Annotated in this window: 14 protein-coding genes; 5 read left to right on the forward strand and 9 right to left on the reverse strand. The window is 52.1% G+C overall.

What is annotated here, in order from left to right; genetic code table 11:
• The first annotated feature begins 28 nt into the window (after positions 1–28).
• Positions 29–1447, forward strand: a complete 1419-nt coding sequence (locus AAC599_RS15720) for a CoA transferase (protein ID WP_340151356.1) — start codon at positions 29–31, stop codon at positions 1445–1447.
• Positions 1448–1507: 60 nt separating this feature from the next.
• Here AAC599_RS15720 and AAC599_RS15725 read toward each other — a convergent pair whose 3' ends face one another.
• The 8 genes from AAC599_RS15725 to AAC599_RS15760 are packed head-to-tail and all read right to left on the reverse strand — an operon-like array spanning position 1508 to position 8556.
• Positions 1508–2401, reverse strand: coding sequence for a CoA ester lyase (locus AAC599_RS15725; RefSeq protein WP_340151357.1), 894 nt, complete (start codon positions 2399–2401; stop codon positions 1508–1510).
• A complete protein-coding gene (locus AAC599_RS15730; RefSeq protein ID WP_340151358.1) occupies positions 2398–2850 on the reverse strand; it encodes a MaoC family dehydratase in 453 nt (150 codons plus the stop codon). Before AAC599_RS15730 ends, AAC599_RS15725 begins: the two co-directional genes overlap by 4 nt.
• A gap of 39 nt (positions 2851–2889) precedes the next feature.
• Positions 2890–4083 carry a CoA transferase gene (locus AAC599_RS15735; protein WP_340151359.1) on the reverse strand — a complete coding sequence of 398 codons (1194 nt, stop codon included), beginning with the start codon at positions 4081–4083 and terminating at the stop codon, positions 2890–2892.
• A 19-nt stretch (positions 4084–4102) separates the two neighbouring features.
• A complete protein-coding gene (locus AAC599_RS15740) occupies positions 4103–4498 on the reverse strand; it encodes a Zn-ribbon domain-containing OB-fold protein (protein WP_340151360.1) in 396 nt (131 codons plus the stop codon).
• On the reverse strand, positions 4495–5667 hold the full coding sequence (locus tag AAC599_RS15745; RefSeq protein ID WP_340151361.1) for a thiolase domain-containing protein: 1173 nt from the start codon (positions 5665–5667) through the stop codon (positions 4495–4497). The genes AAC599_RS15740 and AAC599_RS15745 overlap by 4 nt, the downstream gene beginning before the upstream one ends.
• 44 nt (positions 5668–5711) lie before the next feature.
• Positions 5712–6878, reverse strand: coding sequence for an acyl-CoA dehydrogenase family protein (locus tag AAC599_RS15750; protein ID WP_340151362.1), 1167 nt, complete (start codon positions 6876–6878; stop codon positions 5712–5714).
• Between the two features lie 51 nt (positions 6879–6929).
• The gene (locus AAC599_RS15755; protein WP_340151363.1) at positions 6930–7775 is read right to left on the reverse strand and encodes an IclR family transcriptional regulator; all 846 of its coding nucleotides are present in this window, start codon (positions 7773–7775) and stop codon (positions 6930–6932) included.
• A 7-nt stretch (positions 7776–7782) separates the two neighbouring features.
• Positions 7783–8556: an SDR family NAD(P)-dependent oxidoreductase gene (locus tag AAC599_RS15760; protein ID WP_340151364.1), complete on the reverse strand. Its 774-nt coding sequence runs from the start codon at positions 8554–8556 to the stop codon at positions 7783–7785.
• Between the two features lie 252 nt (positions 8557–8808).
• Here AAC599_RS15760 and AAC599_RS15765 point away from each other — a divergent pair, with 252 nt between their 5' ends.
• Positions 8809–9672 carry a MaoC/PaaZ C-terminal domain-containing protein gene (locus AAC599_RS15765; protein ID WP_340151365.1) on the forward strand — a complete coding sequence of 288 codons (864 nt, stop codon included), beginning with the start codon at positions 8809–8811 and terminating at the stop codon, positions 9670–9672.
• Between the two features lie 85 nt (positions 9673–9757).
• The gene (locus AAC599_RS15770) at positions 9758–10840 is read left to right on the forward strand and encodes a C4-dicarboxylate TRAP transporter substrate-binding protein (RefSeq protein ID WP_340151366.1); all 1083 of its coding nucleotides are present in this window, start codon (positions 9758–9760) and stop codon (positions 10838–10840) included.
• Positions 10841–10875: 35 nt separating this feature from the next.
• Here the strand turns inward: AAC599_RS15770 and AAC599_RS15775 are convergent, their stop codons facing one another.
• The gene (locus AAC599_RS15775; protein ID WP_340151367.1) at positions 10876–11715 is read right to left on the reverse strand and encodes an IclR family transcriptional regulator; all 840 of its coding nucleotides are present in this window, start codon (positions 11713–11715) and stop codon (positions 10876–10878) included.
• A gap of 544 nt (positions 11716–12259) precedes the next feature.
• On the opposite strand from AAC599_RS15775, the gene AAC599_RS15780 reads away from it, so the two are divergent.
• Both AAC599_RS15780 and AAC599_RS15785 read left to right on the forward strand, forming a co-directional pair.
• The gene (locus AAC599_RS15780; RefSeq protein WP_340151368.1) at positions 12260–13330 is read left to right on the forward strand and encodes a C4-dicarboxylate TRAP transporter substrate-binding protein; all 1071 of its coding nucleotides are present in this window, start codon (positions 12260–12262) and stop codon (positions 13328–13330) included.
• On the forward strand, positions 13318–13872 hold the full coding sequence (locus AAC599_RS15785) for a TRAP transporter small permease (RefSeq protein ID WP_340151369.1): 555 nt from the start codon (positions 13318–13320) through the stop codon (positions 13870–13872). The genes AAC599_RS15780 and AAC599_RS15785 overlap by 13 nt, the downstream gene beginning before the upstream one ends.
• Positions 13873–13877: the final 5 nt, after the last annotated feature.

The raw sequence follows: 13877 nt of genomic DNA on the forward strand, positions 1-13877 counted from the left end.
AAAAATAAAAAATCTGGGAAACAGAGAGATGAATGCCGCTTTACAGGAATTGCTCATCCTTCGAAATCGCGAAGACGTGCCGTCGTTGGAAATAACCGGGAGCGACCCGGTCTATTCTACCCGGTTCAAGGTCGCGGACACAGGGGCGGCGATTTTGGCGGCGACGGGGGTGGCAATCTCAGATATCTGGGAGATGAAGACGGGCCGCTCCCAGAAAGTCTCGGTTGATGCCCGTCATGCGGCGATGGCTCTCAACAGCGTTGCTCATCTGATGCTGCGGGCGCCGGATGGCGCCTATAAAGTCTATGGAGATTCGCCATTGGCGCAGGCGGCCTATGAGACCATCCGGGCCTATCCCACCAAAGACGGACGCTGGTTCATGCCGCATTTCGGAATGAAAGGGCTGAAAGAGAAAGTGCTGGGCATTCTGGGTTGCGAACAGACGCAGGAAAGTATTGCCAAAGCGGTTGCCAAATGGGATGCCGAGGATATCGATCAGACAATTGCGGATGCGAATGCCTGCGGCGGTATTGTCCGGACGGAAGAGGAATGGCGGCGTCACCCGCATGGCAAACTGCTTGCCGGGCAGGCTGTTGTCGAGATTGAGAAGATCGGCGAGAGTGATCCGGAGCCTTTCCCGAAAGGCGGGCCAGCGCTTGAAGGCGTGCGGGTTCTTGACCTCACGCGCATCTTGGCTGGACCTGTCGCGGCCCGGACGATGGCCGAACATGGAGCCGATGTCCTGATGGTGGGTGCGCGCCATGTGCCGCAGATCAAGAAATTCGTTCTTGAGCTATCCCACGGCAAGCGCAGCTGCTTCCTTGATCTCAACACAACGGAAGAGGCTGCCCGACTGAAAGAACTGGTGCGCGGGGCGGACGTCTTCTCGCAAGGCTATCGCCCCGGTGTCCTCGAGGCGCGCGGATTTGGTCCGGAGGAACTGGCGCAGGAGCGTCCGGGCCTCATCTATACCTCGATCAACTGCTATGGGGAGGGCGGACCTTTCAGCAATCGGGGCGGATGGGAACAGATTGCCCAGACCGTGACTGGTATCAGCCATGAAATCGGCCAGGAAAATGGCAATCCGCCAGAGCTGTTGCCGATCTATTTCTGTGATTACAGCACCGGTTATCTTGGCGCTTACGGCACCTTGCTGGCGCTCGCCCGTCGTGCGGTTGAGGGCGGCAGTTATCACGTCAAGGTATCACTGTGCCGATCGGCGATGTTCCTGCAGGATCAGGGGCGGATCGACTATCCGCGAGAAGGAATGGGCATCTCGGACGAGGAGGCAAGGCCGCTGCAAATGGATTGTGAGACAACCTATGGTCAGGTCCGTCACTTAGGGCCCGTTATCCGCTTCTCGGAGAGTACCCCTGGTTGGGGCTGGCCATCCCCGGCACTCGGGGCGGATAAGGCGGAATGGCGCAGCCGGAAGATGGCAGGATAAGTCGCCTTTAGGTCAAAGGAGGCGGGCAACATGGGTCGGGCCAAGAGGTTGCCTTAAGCTCTAACTCCTCGCTTTGATCTGCTCTGCGAGAGCCATGACATTGCGTGCTTGCTTCAAGTGCGGCATGTCGAGCATTTTCCCATCAAGACCTACGGTGCCGAGCCCCGGATTCTGCTCGAAGACATCAATGATCCGCTGAGCATGGGCGATATCTTCCCCGGAGGGCGTGAAGGCCTCATTGATGATATCGGATTGTGCCGGATGGATGGCAATTTTGCCGATGAAACCCGATTGCCGGTCGCGCAGGCAGTCTTTCCGCAACGCTTCGAGCGCACTGTAGTCGACGAACACTGCGCCGACCGGTTGGATATTGATGGCGCGTGACGTAGACAGGCAAAGCGATCTGGCGAGTAGGAAAGGATCGTCATAATCGCCGGTTAAAGGATGCCGGTTGTTGCTGGCTCCAAGTGATGCTGCGAGATCTTCACCACCCCAGGTCATGGCAATCAATCTGTCGCTGACATTGTCAAGATAGGTATGGAACGTCAGAAGGGAGGCTGCTGTTTCTGTGGCAACACAGAGGATCTTCGTGGAGCCTTGTTCTGTTCCTTCGCGCGCTTCCAATGCGGACAGATACTTGTCGAGTGTGTTTACTTCCTGTGCTGAGTAGACTTTCGGCAGGACAATACCATCGGGCCTGCCTGGCATGACAGCCGCCAGATCGGGCAGAGACAGCGGATTGTCCAGCGGGTTGATGCGCACCCAAAGCTGCTGCCGTGACCGATCCGTATTCACCGTCAAATAGTCGCACACCATCTGCCGGGCAATATCTTGACGGTTGTCGGCAACAGAATCCTCAAGGTCGAGAATGAGGGCATCTGCAGCGTTCTCCAGACCCTTACTGAGTTTTCGTTCGTTATCTCCCGGGACGAACAGCCATGAGCGGATGATCATGCCGATTTCTTCTTCATAAGGCCGGTGCGAATGACATAGGCGATTTCTTCGTCGCGCTGGTTGAGGCCGATATGTTCAAACACGACGAGGCCTGTGGTCGGTCGGGACGCGCTTTCACGCATTTCCTTGATCCGGGTCACCACGCGGATGGTATCGCCATGAAACACCGGGTTTTTAAACCGGATATCCGTCATCCCGAGGTTTCCAAGCGTTGTCCCAAGAGTGGTGTCGGCCACGGTTACGCCAATAACGAGACCGAGGGTAAACAGGCTGTTGACGATCCGCTGACCATACATCGTCTCTTTACTGTATTCTTCATCCAGATGAAGCGGTTGCGGATTGTGGGTCATGGCGCAGAACATGACGTTATCCATTTCCGTAACAGTTCTCCGCAAGGGGTGTTCAAATTCCATTCCCGGTTTGAATTCTTCGTAGTACAGACCTGACATGATTTGGTTTTCTCCTGTTATAAGTTTTTTATTTGGGAATCAGGACGTGATGCCTTTTTCCAGCATAGATTTTATTTTTTCTTCGCTATAGCCGATTTCGGCCAGTATTTCTGTGCTGTGCTCTCCCAGCCTTGGTGCGGGCCGGGTCGGCGAGGGTTGCGTATCCGACCATTGGCTGGGAACCGCCATCTCCAATAGCTTGCCTTCACTTGGATGGTCGATTGTGCTGAAGAAGTTCGTTGCCTTCAGGTGCGGATCCTCCAGCAACGTCTCGGGTGTATGCATTGGCATCGCCGGAATGTCGGCATCATCGAAGAGCTTCAGCCATTCCGCCGTTGTGCGGGTCTGCATCAAGGCGGACAGCTCTGCATAAATCTGTTTGATATTCTCTGTCCGGGTGGTCATGCTTTTATAGCGCGGATCAGCATCAAGCTCGGCTTCGCGTCCAAGCGCCTGATAGAATGAACGCCAGTGCCGGTCCGTATAGACCATGACACAGACGTAACTGTCTTTCGTTCGGTAGGGACGCCGGTCCGGATTGAGCATTCTGTCATAGCCAATCGGCCCGATTTTCGGCTCGAACGTATATCCCGCCAGATGATCTGCAAGAACAAAACTCGTCATCATTTCAAACATCGGAAGATCAACTTTCTGGCCCTTGCCTGTGCGGCATTGATAGTAAAGGGCGGCATTGATCTGGCCAACCGCCCATAAGCCGACGCCGCGGTCAACCAGAGCCGTAGGAGCATAGGTCGGCTCCCTGCCGTCGGCCATGTGGGAGAGCGAGGGGATGGAAACCGCGCCCTGGATGAGATCATCGAAGGCTGGCTTCTTCTCATAAGGGCCGCCCTGACCGTAGCCGAAAAGACCGGCATATATTATCCGTGGATTGACCTTTGAAACTGTCTCATATGAGAGGCCAAGGCGAGCCATAACCTGCGGACGGCGATTATACACTAGAACATCCGCATCCTTCATGAGGTCAAGCGCAGCCGTCAGACCCTCAGGCTGCTTGAGGTCCAGAAGAATGCTGCGTTTGCTACGGTTGCAATTCAGGTAAATGGCGCCCATTCCGGGGTTGCGGGAAGGGCCGATGCCCCGGACAGGATCCCCGCCCGGAGCCTCGATCTTAATGACGTCCGCTCCCATATCGCCCAAAATCTGGGTTGTGTAGGGCGCCATCAGCATATTGGACAGATCTATAATCCGGACGCCATCTAGAGGCCTTGTCATCGGAGTTCTCCTTCACGCCTCATTTGCACAGCCGGAAAACCGGTAAAGACTGGTCCCCCTCGGTCTTACGAAAGGTAACCTCGACGACCTTGCCAATCGCGATATCGTCAAAGTCGCTCTCAACAATGTTCGTCATCATGGTGACCCCTTCATCGAGGGTCACATAGGCCATGACATAAGGTATTTCCGCCCGGCGCATGATGGAGTAACTGTAGATCTTGCCTTTGCCGCTGGCTTCATACCATTCGGTATCCGAGCTGAAACAGATTGGGCAAATTGCGCGGGGATAAAAATGGGTCTCACCGCAGGATTTGCATCTCTTCATCAGCAGTTGACCCTTTTTTGTTCCTTCCCAGTAGGGTTCGGTCTCCATATTGATGCCTGGCTCTTTATATGTTCGTTCCTGCTGGCTCATGCGTCGTTCCTCCCCAGAATTACGGTTCCTGCTCCTGTACGCGTTGAAATCTGTCCTCCTGTGCCGTGGGCAAGGGCAAGCATGCAGTCGGGTACCTGAACCTTCCGATGGGCTTCGCCGCGCAGCTGCCGGACAGCCTCGATTACCTTTGTCATGCCGCCGCGGTTACTCGGGTGGTTATTGCATAGTCCTCCGCCGTCCGTGTTGAAGGGAAGCTTACCGACGCCGGAAATCAGATTGCCGTCGGAGACAAACTTGCCGCCCTGGCCTTTTTCGCAGAAACCGAGGTCCTCGATGGTTTCCAGAACCGTTATCGTGAAGCTGTCATATATGGAGGCATAATCGATGTCCGCGGGTTTTAAATTCGCTTCGGCAAAGGCAATCGGACCGGATTTCGCCGCGCCCGTATAGGTGAGGTTGAAACGGCCGCCATTCAAATGCTTCACCGCTTCGCCATGCCCCAGAACCTTGACGCAGCGATGGCCAAGGGATTTAGCTATTTCCGGGCTGACAACAATCAGGGCGCCGCCGCCGTCACTGATGACGCAGCAGTCAAGCCGATGAAGCGGATCGGAAATCATCGGCGAATTAACGACATCCTCCACCGTTACGACATCGCGGAGTACGGCATGTTCGTTATGCTGCGCATGATGCGAGGCGGCAACCTTGATCCAGGCAAGCTGCTCGCTGGTCGTGCCATATTCATACATGTGCCGCATTGCTGCCATGCCGTACATATTGGTAATCGCAGGTGCATAGGGAATCTCGAAGCCGCGTTCCGGTAATTCGCCGCCGCGATCCCGCGCGCCGAGAGAAGAAACCCCCTCCGCCCGGGGGCGTCCGGCAAGCGTAATCAGCGCGACATTGCATTTTCCGGCGGCAATTGCCTCGACGGCATGACCGACATGCACAACGTAGGAGGAGCCGCCGGTTTCCGTCGTGTCGGTATAGGTTATGTTAAGGCCCATATACTCGGCCATCGACATGCCGCCGAGGCCCGGCGCCTCCCCGTCACAGAAATACCCGTCGACATCATCTTTTGTCAGGCCGGCATCTTTTAGTGCACCGATTGCAACCTCTGCATGGAGTTGGGGTATTGTCTTATCTATGGCCTTGCGGGTGGGATGTTCATAGATACCCGCAATATAGGCCTTGCTCGTTCGGCTCATGTTCTAACCTCTATTATTGTTTTCTTGTGGGTCGCGCGATCATTTTAATATGATTTTGGAAGATCCAGAGCATTTTCTGCAAGATAACTAAGGATCAATTGCGGACTGATCGGGGCAAGCCGGTGAATCATGCATTCACGCATGTACCGTTCGACATGAAATTCCTTGGCATATCCCATCCCGCCATGGGTCATGACGGCATTTGTACAGGATTTGAAGGCAGCTTCCGCAGCGAGGTATTTTGCTGCATTGGCCTGCAGGCCGCAGTCTTCACCCGCATCATACATATTGGCAGCCTGGAAGGCCATAAGATTTGCCGCTTCCAGTTCTGCCCAGGATTCCGCCAGCGGATGCTGAATTGACTGGTTCATTCCAATGGGGCGTCCAAATACTACGCGATCGCGGGCATATTGGCTTGCTTTCTTCAGTGCCGCTCGCCCGAGGCCAACCATGGAGGCGGCAATCAGGATTCTTTCCGCATTCAATCCATGCAGAAGATAGCGAAATCCCTTGCCTTCCTCGCCGACCAGATGTTCCTTCGGGATACGCAGTCCATCGATGAAGAGTTGATTGGAATCGACGCATTTCCTTCCCATCTTGTCGATGGGACGAATTTCGACATAATCGCGGTCAAGATCGGTATAGAACAGAGAAAGCCCATCGATGGGACGTTTTGTCTCTTCTTCCCTTTTTGTTCGGGCAATGAGCAGCATCTTGTTCGCGCGAAGAGCCGTTGACGTCCAGATTTTCTCGCCCTTGACGACATAATCCTTCCCATCCCATACAGCGCGGGTTTTCAGTCTTGTCGTATCAAGGCCGGTGTTCGGTTCGGTGACGGCAAAGCAGGCAACATCCTCGCGTTTGATGATCGGGGGGAGCCATTTCTGTTTCTGTTCCTCCGTGCCGAATACTACAACGGGATTGAGGCCAAAGATGCCAATTATCAGGGCAGCAAAACCGGCATTGGCGGCGCCTGATTCCGTGATCGCCTGAGCCATGACCGCGGCATCGGCGATCCCAAGACCGCTGCCCCCGTATTTTTCCGGCATGGCAATTCCCATAAACCCCTCATCGACGATTGCCTGACAGAACTCCTCGGGAAATTTTCCGTCCGTATCCCGTTGAAGCCAGTAGTCATCTCCAAACGGCTTGCATATCCGTGAAATGCTGTCCCTGATTTGTTGCTGTTCGGCGGTAAGTGCGAAGCTCATTTTCTGTCCTTACTATTTGTTTTTCTTAGTTGTTCTGGTGCGAGAGGATTATCACTTTCTAAGCGATTCCCCTTGCGTCTTTAAAGATGAATCAAGTGCAATGCCGCCAGTTGCTTTCGTGCATTCTTTCGCAGCCTCTATGACAAGCTGTTCATTCCGGGCGGCATTGGCGCGCATGCGTTCCGATGGCCCTGCGATCAGAAGCGCCGCGATGATTTCTCCTGTATTTGAGTAGATTGGTCCGGCCAGCCCGCTTGATCCCTGAACTTGCTCATCCGACGTTCTGGCAATGCCTTCCTGACGGATTTTTTCAAGCTCTGCCATGATCTCGGCCTTGCCGGTAAGAGTGGTGTCCGTATACCGTTTGCGACGATGGGAGCGCAGATAAGTCTCCAGCCGCTCGGGCTCAAAGAAGGCAAGGAGAAGCTTGCCGCCAACGGTGCAATATAATTCGCGAACTTCCCCGACGGTGACGGAATAGCGTATAGAATTAGCACTTTCCACCTTATCAAGATACGTCACCATATTATCTTCGTGGCTCAGCGCGGCGATCACTGCCGTTTCGCCAGTCTTTCGCGACAGGTCTGTAAGGGCGGGGCGTGCCAGTTTCAGAAAATCCCGTCCTGATACAGCTCGCATCGCAAGCGTCATAAAACGTGGGCCGAGATAATACCGGCCGCTTTCATCTCGTCTCAGACATTCTTCTTCAATCAAACCGGCCAGCAATCCGACGAGGCTTGTTTTTGGCGCAGATGCCGAAATGGCAAGTTGCGACAAAGTGGCACCGGCGTCTGTCGACGCAAGAAATTCCAGAATGGAAAAGATGCGTCCGACCGACTGCGGGCCGCTGCGCGATGCTGCCGTCGCAAACTTTTTATTTCGGTTTTCCTGTGTCATTTCCGGTCTAAACACCAATCGTATAGCCGCCGTTCACGGATAAATGCTGCCCGGTAATGTAGCTGGCGGCAGGCGAGAGGAGGAAGCAAACAGGTTGAGACACTTCATCCGGCGTGGAAAAGCGTTTCATCGGGACCTGGGCCATTACGCCATCGCGGAACTTGTCTGAGCGGATTGTCTCGGTCATTTCGGTCTCGACGACACCGAAGCAAATCGTATTGACCCGAATTTGCTTTGCCGACCATTCACGCGCGGCACTCATGGTCAGGCCCATAACCCCTGATTTAGCCGCACCGTAATTAATCTGTCCGATTGTGCCGCGGCGACCGGCATCGGATGAAATATTGACGATTGACGCCGGGCTTGTGTCGCCATCCTCGGCGCGTTGATACATATGACGGCCCACGGCCTGCAGACAATAGAATACCCCCGACAGATTGACATCGATCACCTGCTGCCAAGTCTCAATCGGCATCTTTATCGCCATGGCAGCCCGGACGATACCGGCATTGTTGACCAACCCATGAATGGCCCCGTTTCGTGCGACGGCTTTGTCCACCATATCCTGTACGAAGCCCGGCTCTGCGACCGAGCCGATATAAACTTCCGCATTCTCGGACCCCAGATCGTCGGCAACAGCATTTACCTTATCTTCCTGGAGGTCGACCAGAATAGCCTTGCCGCCAAGATCAACGACAAGCCTTGCGACTGCCTCCCCAATTCCCTGTCCTGCACCGGTTATGATTATGTTCTGATTTTCAAGTGACATTGGGTTTTTCATTGTAGTTTTTCTCCCGCTTTTAAAATCCCTGCCGGATTGCCTGTGCTTAAGGTCATAGTCTAATGTATCAATATTCGTACATGATACGCATATTGATACTTTCTGCTTTTTTCGTTGTCAATACATCTCTATCAAAAAATGTGGATTGACAGTTTAGAATTAGCGAATATGATGTTCGTATAAATGTATATATATACGTATATACGAACATTAAGGTATCTTTAAATGCGTTTACATAAATGGTGAATTAAGATGATTCCGGAAAAAGTGATCAGGTACAGCTTTCCAGATACCGAGGTCAGCTATCAGGAGCGAGAGGTTATTCTGTATGCTCTTGGCGTGAATGTCGGATTGGATCCGATGAACGAACGGGAGCTGAAATACCTGTATGAAGAGGGGTTGCAAGCCCTGCCTTCTTATTCAATGGTTTTGGGGCATCCGGGGTTCTGGCTTCGTGATCCTGCGTTGGAAGTTGATTGGGTCAAACTTTTGCATGCGGAGCAATTTCTCAGTATTTCCCGTCCCTTGTCCGCAAATGGAACTGTACTGGTCAGCCACAACGTATTGGGGATTAAGGACAAAGGCGAAGGACGGGGTGCCATTGTTTATTATGAAAAGCTGTTGCGGGATGCGGAAACCAAAGAGGAGTTATGCCGCGTTACAACGGGGGTGTTCTGTCGCGGAGATGGAGGGTGTGGGGATTATGGTGAAGCTCCTGTTCCGTTGGCGGCAATGCCTGAGCAAACACCCGATATGTCCATTAGTAAGAAGACCGATCCGCGGTCAGCAATGATTTACCGCCTCAGCGGTGACTATAACCCGTTACATATTATGCCCGATATCGCGAGGCAGGCGGGATACGAGCGTCCTATCCTGCATGGGCTCTGCAGTATGGGTGTTGTCGGCCTTATTCTGCAGGAAACTATTGGCAAATCCAGTCCCGAGCTTTTTGGCGGGTATGCCTGCAGGTTTAGTAAGCCTGTTTTTCCTGGCGATACGTTGCGGGTTGATATTTGGGTTGACGATATGGAGGGCCGTTTTCGCGTTGTCGCTGAAGATCGGAACGAAGTGGTTCTTGATCGCGGTCATTTTAGCCTTATCGCTCAAGAGGGTTAGGCCGTCTAGCAGACGGGTATGCGTAGTTACAGATCAAAAAACACCAATAACACCAACTTGGATGCTTGCAAAAAAGGGGAGAGAAATGAGGTATATCAATAATATAAAAACAGTTGTTTGTGCGGGGTTGCTGGCGATTGCGATCGTGTTGCCGGCAAATGCCACCAGGGTTCTGACATGGACTGACGGGAGCCCAAATCGTGGTACCCGTGCAGAGGCGGCGCAATGGTTTGCGGATGAGCTCGAAAAACGAACCAATGGCGAGTTGAAAATTGAATTTCATTGGGGCGGTGCCCTTTTGAAACCCAAGGCGGCGGTAAAGGGAATTGGCGCTGGTGCTGCAGATATGGGATTGGTACTGGGTGTGTATAATCCCAAACTGCATCAGGCCTATATTCTGGGAGATATGCCGACCCCATATTCGGATCCGTGGGTCAGCACCCGCGCAATCTATGATCTGGTCCGTCAGAACGAGGATTTGCAGGCGGAGTTTGCGAATTTGAACCTGCAATACATCACAAATGTTACATCAACTGAAATTCAGCTGATATGCAAGGACACACCAGTTAAAACATTGGATGATGTTCATGGGTTGAAAGTCCGGGGCATTGGCGTTTACGGGAAGATTTTTAGTGATCTTGGTGCCGCCAATGTTGCGATGCCTGTTTATGAGGCGTATCAGGCGATTGATACCGGGCTTGTGAATTGTACCCAGATATATGGCTATGCCATTCCGGCGTTCAAACTTCAGGAAATTGCGCAGGAAATCACCAAGCTTGACTGGGGCGCGTTGCTTGGGCTCGCCTATGTGATGAATAAGGATACCTATGATAGCCTGACACCTGAACAACAGCAGATAATTGACGATCTTGGCGTTGAATCCATTGATTATTATGTGAAAAAAATGCTGCTGGATAATGATATCCTGATAAATAATCCAACGTCTGAAATAGACGGAACCAAAGTTAATATTTACGAATTATCGGATGCCGACAAAGCGCGCCTTCTTGACGCAACCCGCAAGTATCATGAGGAATGGCGGAAGGCTACGAATGAAGCGGGCGTTGACGCGGCGGCCCTGCAGGCGCAGTTCCTCGACCTTCTTAAAAAGTATGAGGAGGAGCGGAAGGCGAAGGGCTACCCATGGAACCGGGGATCCGGAAAATAACGGCGTTGATTTGCTCTTTGGGAGTCGGTGCTGCTCTATCCCGCGGCTTTTCCGGGGATGCTTCCACCCAGGAGCCGGCTTGCCTCCTCGGCTGTTTGTAGAACAAGACGCTCATTGAGTTTATTGTTGTTTCTCATTCGCTCAGTCGGTCCTGCCAGCATGATAGCTGCCAGGACCTGACCGTTGCCGGAATATATCGGGGCGGCGAGGGCGCTGGCCCCGACAACTCTTTCATCAAAGGTTCTGGCGAAGCCGTCCTTCTTGATTTCTTCGATCGCTGCGCGAAGCTCGGATTTTCCTGTCAGGGTTTTGTCTGTAAATTTCTTCCGGCGGCAGGTCGATAAATAGGTTTCAAGCCGATCTTCAGGAAGATAGGAGAGAAACAGTTTGCCGGCGACAGTGCAATGAAGCTCCCGGCGCTCTCCTATTGTCACTGTGTATCTTATTGAGCTTGGGCTTTCGACTTTGTCCAGGAAGGTGATAAAATACTCATCTAGCACCAGGCTTGCGATGATTGCTGTTTCGCCGGTTTTGTTGACAAGTTCCAGCAGGCTGGGATGAAGTAATGAAACAAACTCCTGGTTCGTTGCTGTGCTCATCGCTAGGGCGATAAAGCGTGGTCCCAGAAAATATCTTCCGCTGCTGTCCCGCTTCAGGCAGTTTCCTTCCGTCAATCCGGTGAGCAGGCCAACGATGCTTGATTTCGGGATGCCGGCCGTTTTCGCAAGTTCCGATAGTGTTGCGCCGGTCCTGTTGCTGGCCAAGGTCTCCAGTATGGTCAGAATACGTTCGACGGACCGCGGGCCTTTATCCGATGTGGACTGCTTGACTGTCTTGCTTTGCGGGTTTTTATCCATCTGCTGATACTTGCTCACTGAATTGCCGGAATAATTCCATCTACTACCTTATAAACGCTCCAGCGTCAGAACAGTAGAGTTTGTTTTGTCCGACGCAATTCACATGACCGGATTCCCGCCGCGGTTCCGGATAACTAGGCACCGCATCGAATAATGGGTTTGCAGTTCAACTTCAGATTCAAAAGGGTGCCTTAAAGTCTCAAGAACTCAAATAAAAGAATTACTGTCCGAATATATGAAATTATTCCTGAGCGCGATGTACTAATAGCTTCGAATGTAAAATATTGTCAAGCCAGCTTCTACGGGGAAATACACTCTTGGATAAATGGATTGACAGAAGATCATCTTTTGTAATATCGTTCGAAAAATTGGTTTTAAGTTCGAATATACGAATAAAATGTTTGCCTAATTAGGTATCTTTCAAAATTTGAAAGCAGGGCAATGCAGACGGGAAAACGTAATTAGAAGAATTTTGGAAATCAGATGCGACAATTTTGGTTGCGATAAATCTGGAATGCAAACGTATGGATTTTGCAGTTCTGCATCTTTTATGGAGGGAAGAATGAAGAAAATGAACATGGGAAAATTTCTTGTTGTGACGGGGCTGGCGATATCCATGCTTGCCGGGCTGGCTCAGGCGGAAACTGTTCTTACCTGGACGGATGGTGCGCCGAACCGGGGGACACGCGTGGAAGCGACGATCTGGATGGGAGACGAGCTGGAAAAGCGAACGAATGGCGAGTTGAAACTGGAATATCACTGGGCTGGTGCGCTGATGAAATTCAAGGCGGCAACCAAGGGCATTGGGGCAGGAGCTGCAGACATGGGGCTTATTGTGGCCGCATATAATCCAAAACTTCATGCGGCCTATTCAATTGCGGACCTGCCAATGCAATATTCCGATCCTTGGGTGGGCGCGCGGTCCATTTATGAGCTTGTAAAAAACAATGCTGACATTCAGGAGGAGTTTCACAATCTCAACCTTCAATATATTACAAACATTACGACAACCCAGATTGAACTTATCTGTAAAGATAAATCCTTGAAGAGCGTCGAGGACATTGATGGGCTGAAAGTCCGGGGGATAAGTGTTTATGGCAAAGTATTTAGTGACCTCGGCGCAACACCGGTGAGTATGAGTTCTGCCGATGCCTATCAGGGTCTTTCAACAGGACTGATTGATTGTACGCAAATGTATGGCTACGCCATTCCCGCCTTTAAATTGCAGGAAGTCGCGAACGAGGTGACCAAGCTCGACTGGGGCGCCTTAATGGGCATGGCATATGTCATGAACAAGGATGTTTATGACAATCTGCCCGATGACCAGAAGGCAATCCTGGATCAGCTCGGATCTGATTTTATTGATCACTACGCCGGAAAAATTATTGCGGGAAACAAACAGGCATACGAAGACCTGGCAGCCGGGATAGACGGAAATAATGTCAACATAGTCGACTTCCCTGAAGCCGAGAAAGTCAAGTTACAGGAAGCTTCCGCACCCTATATTGAAGAGTGGCGGAAGGAAGCCGAGCAAGCAGGATTTGATGCCGGGAAAATGTATGATCAATATCAGGATTATCTTCGGAAGTACAACGACGAGCGGTTGGATAAAGGCTACCCATGGAACCGCTGACCGGGACCTCTCCCGAGAATAGGGGACCTTGGATTTTACGGAAACTGGAAGGGGCGCTTGTTACCCTTTCCATCTGTTGTATTCTCGGTATCTGCGTCATTATTAATGTAACGATTTTCGGGCGGTTACTGTTTGGCATATCAGTTCCGGATGACGTGGTCATGGTGCGGGAATTGATGATCGGTGCCGTTGTCCTGCCACTTGCTTATGTGGCCGCAGGACGGGCACATATCGCGGTTGAGGTTTTCACCAGCTACATGCCTGAGAGCTGGCAACCGGCCCTGAACCTCCTTGGCTCCTTGACCGGCAGCTTGATGCTGCTTCCCGTTCTTTATGGAGGATATCTCGACTTTGAAAGTGTTGCTTCTGACGGTGCGTATTTTTTCGGGGAGCTGAATTTGCCCGAATGGCCTGGGCGGCTGATCTTCCTAGTTGGATATATCGCGTTTGTGCTGCGGCTTTTTGTATTAACGGGTGAAGACGCTCGGGCAGTTTTCAGTGTCCTCACGGGCCGTTCTGCTCCGCCTGCTGAAGAGGGCTAATTTTC

The organism is uncultured Sneathiella sp. (assembly GCF_963976355.1).
Taxonomy (GTDB): Bacteria; Pseudomonadota; Alphaproteobacteria; order Sneathiellales; family Sneathiellaceae; genus Sneathiella.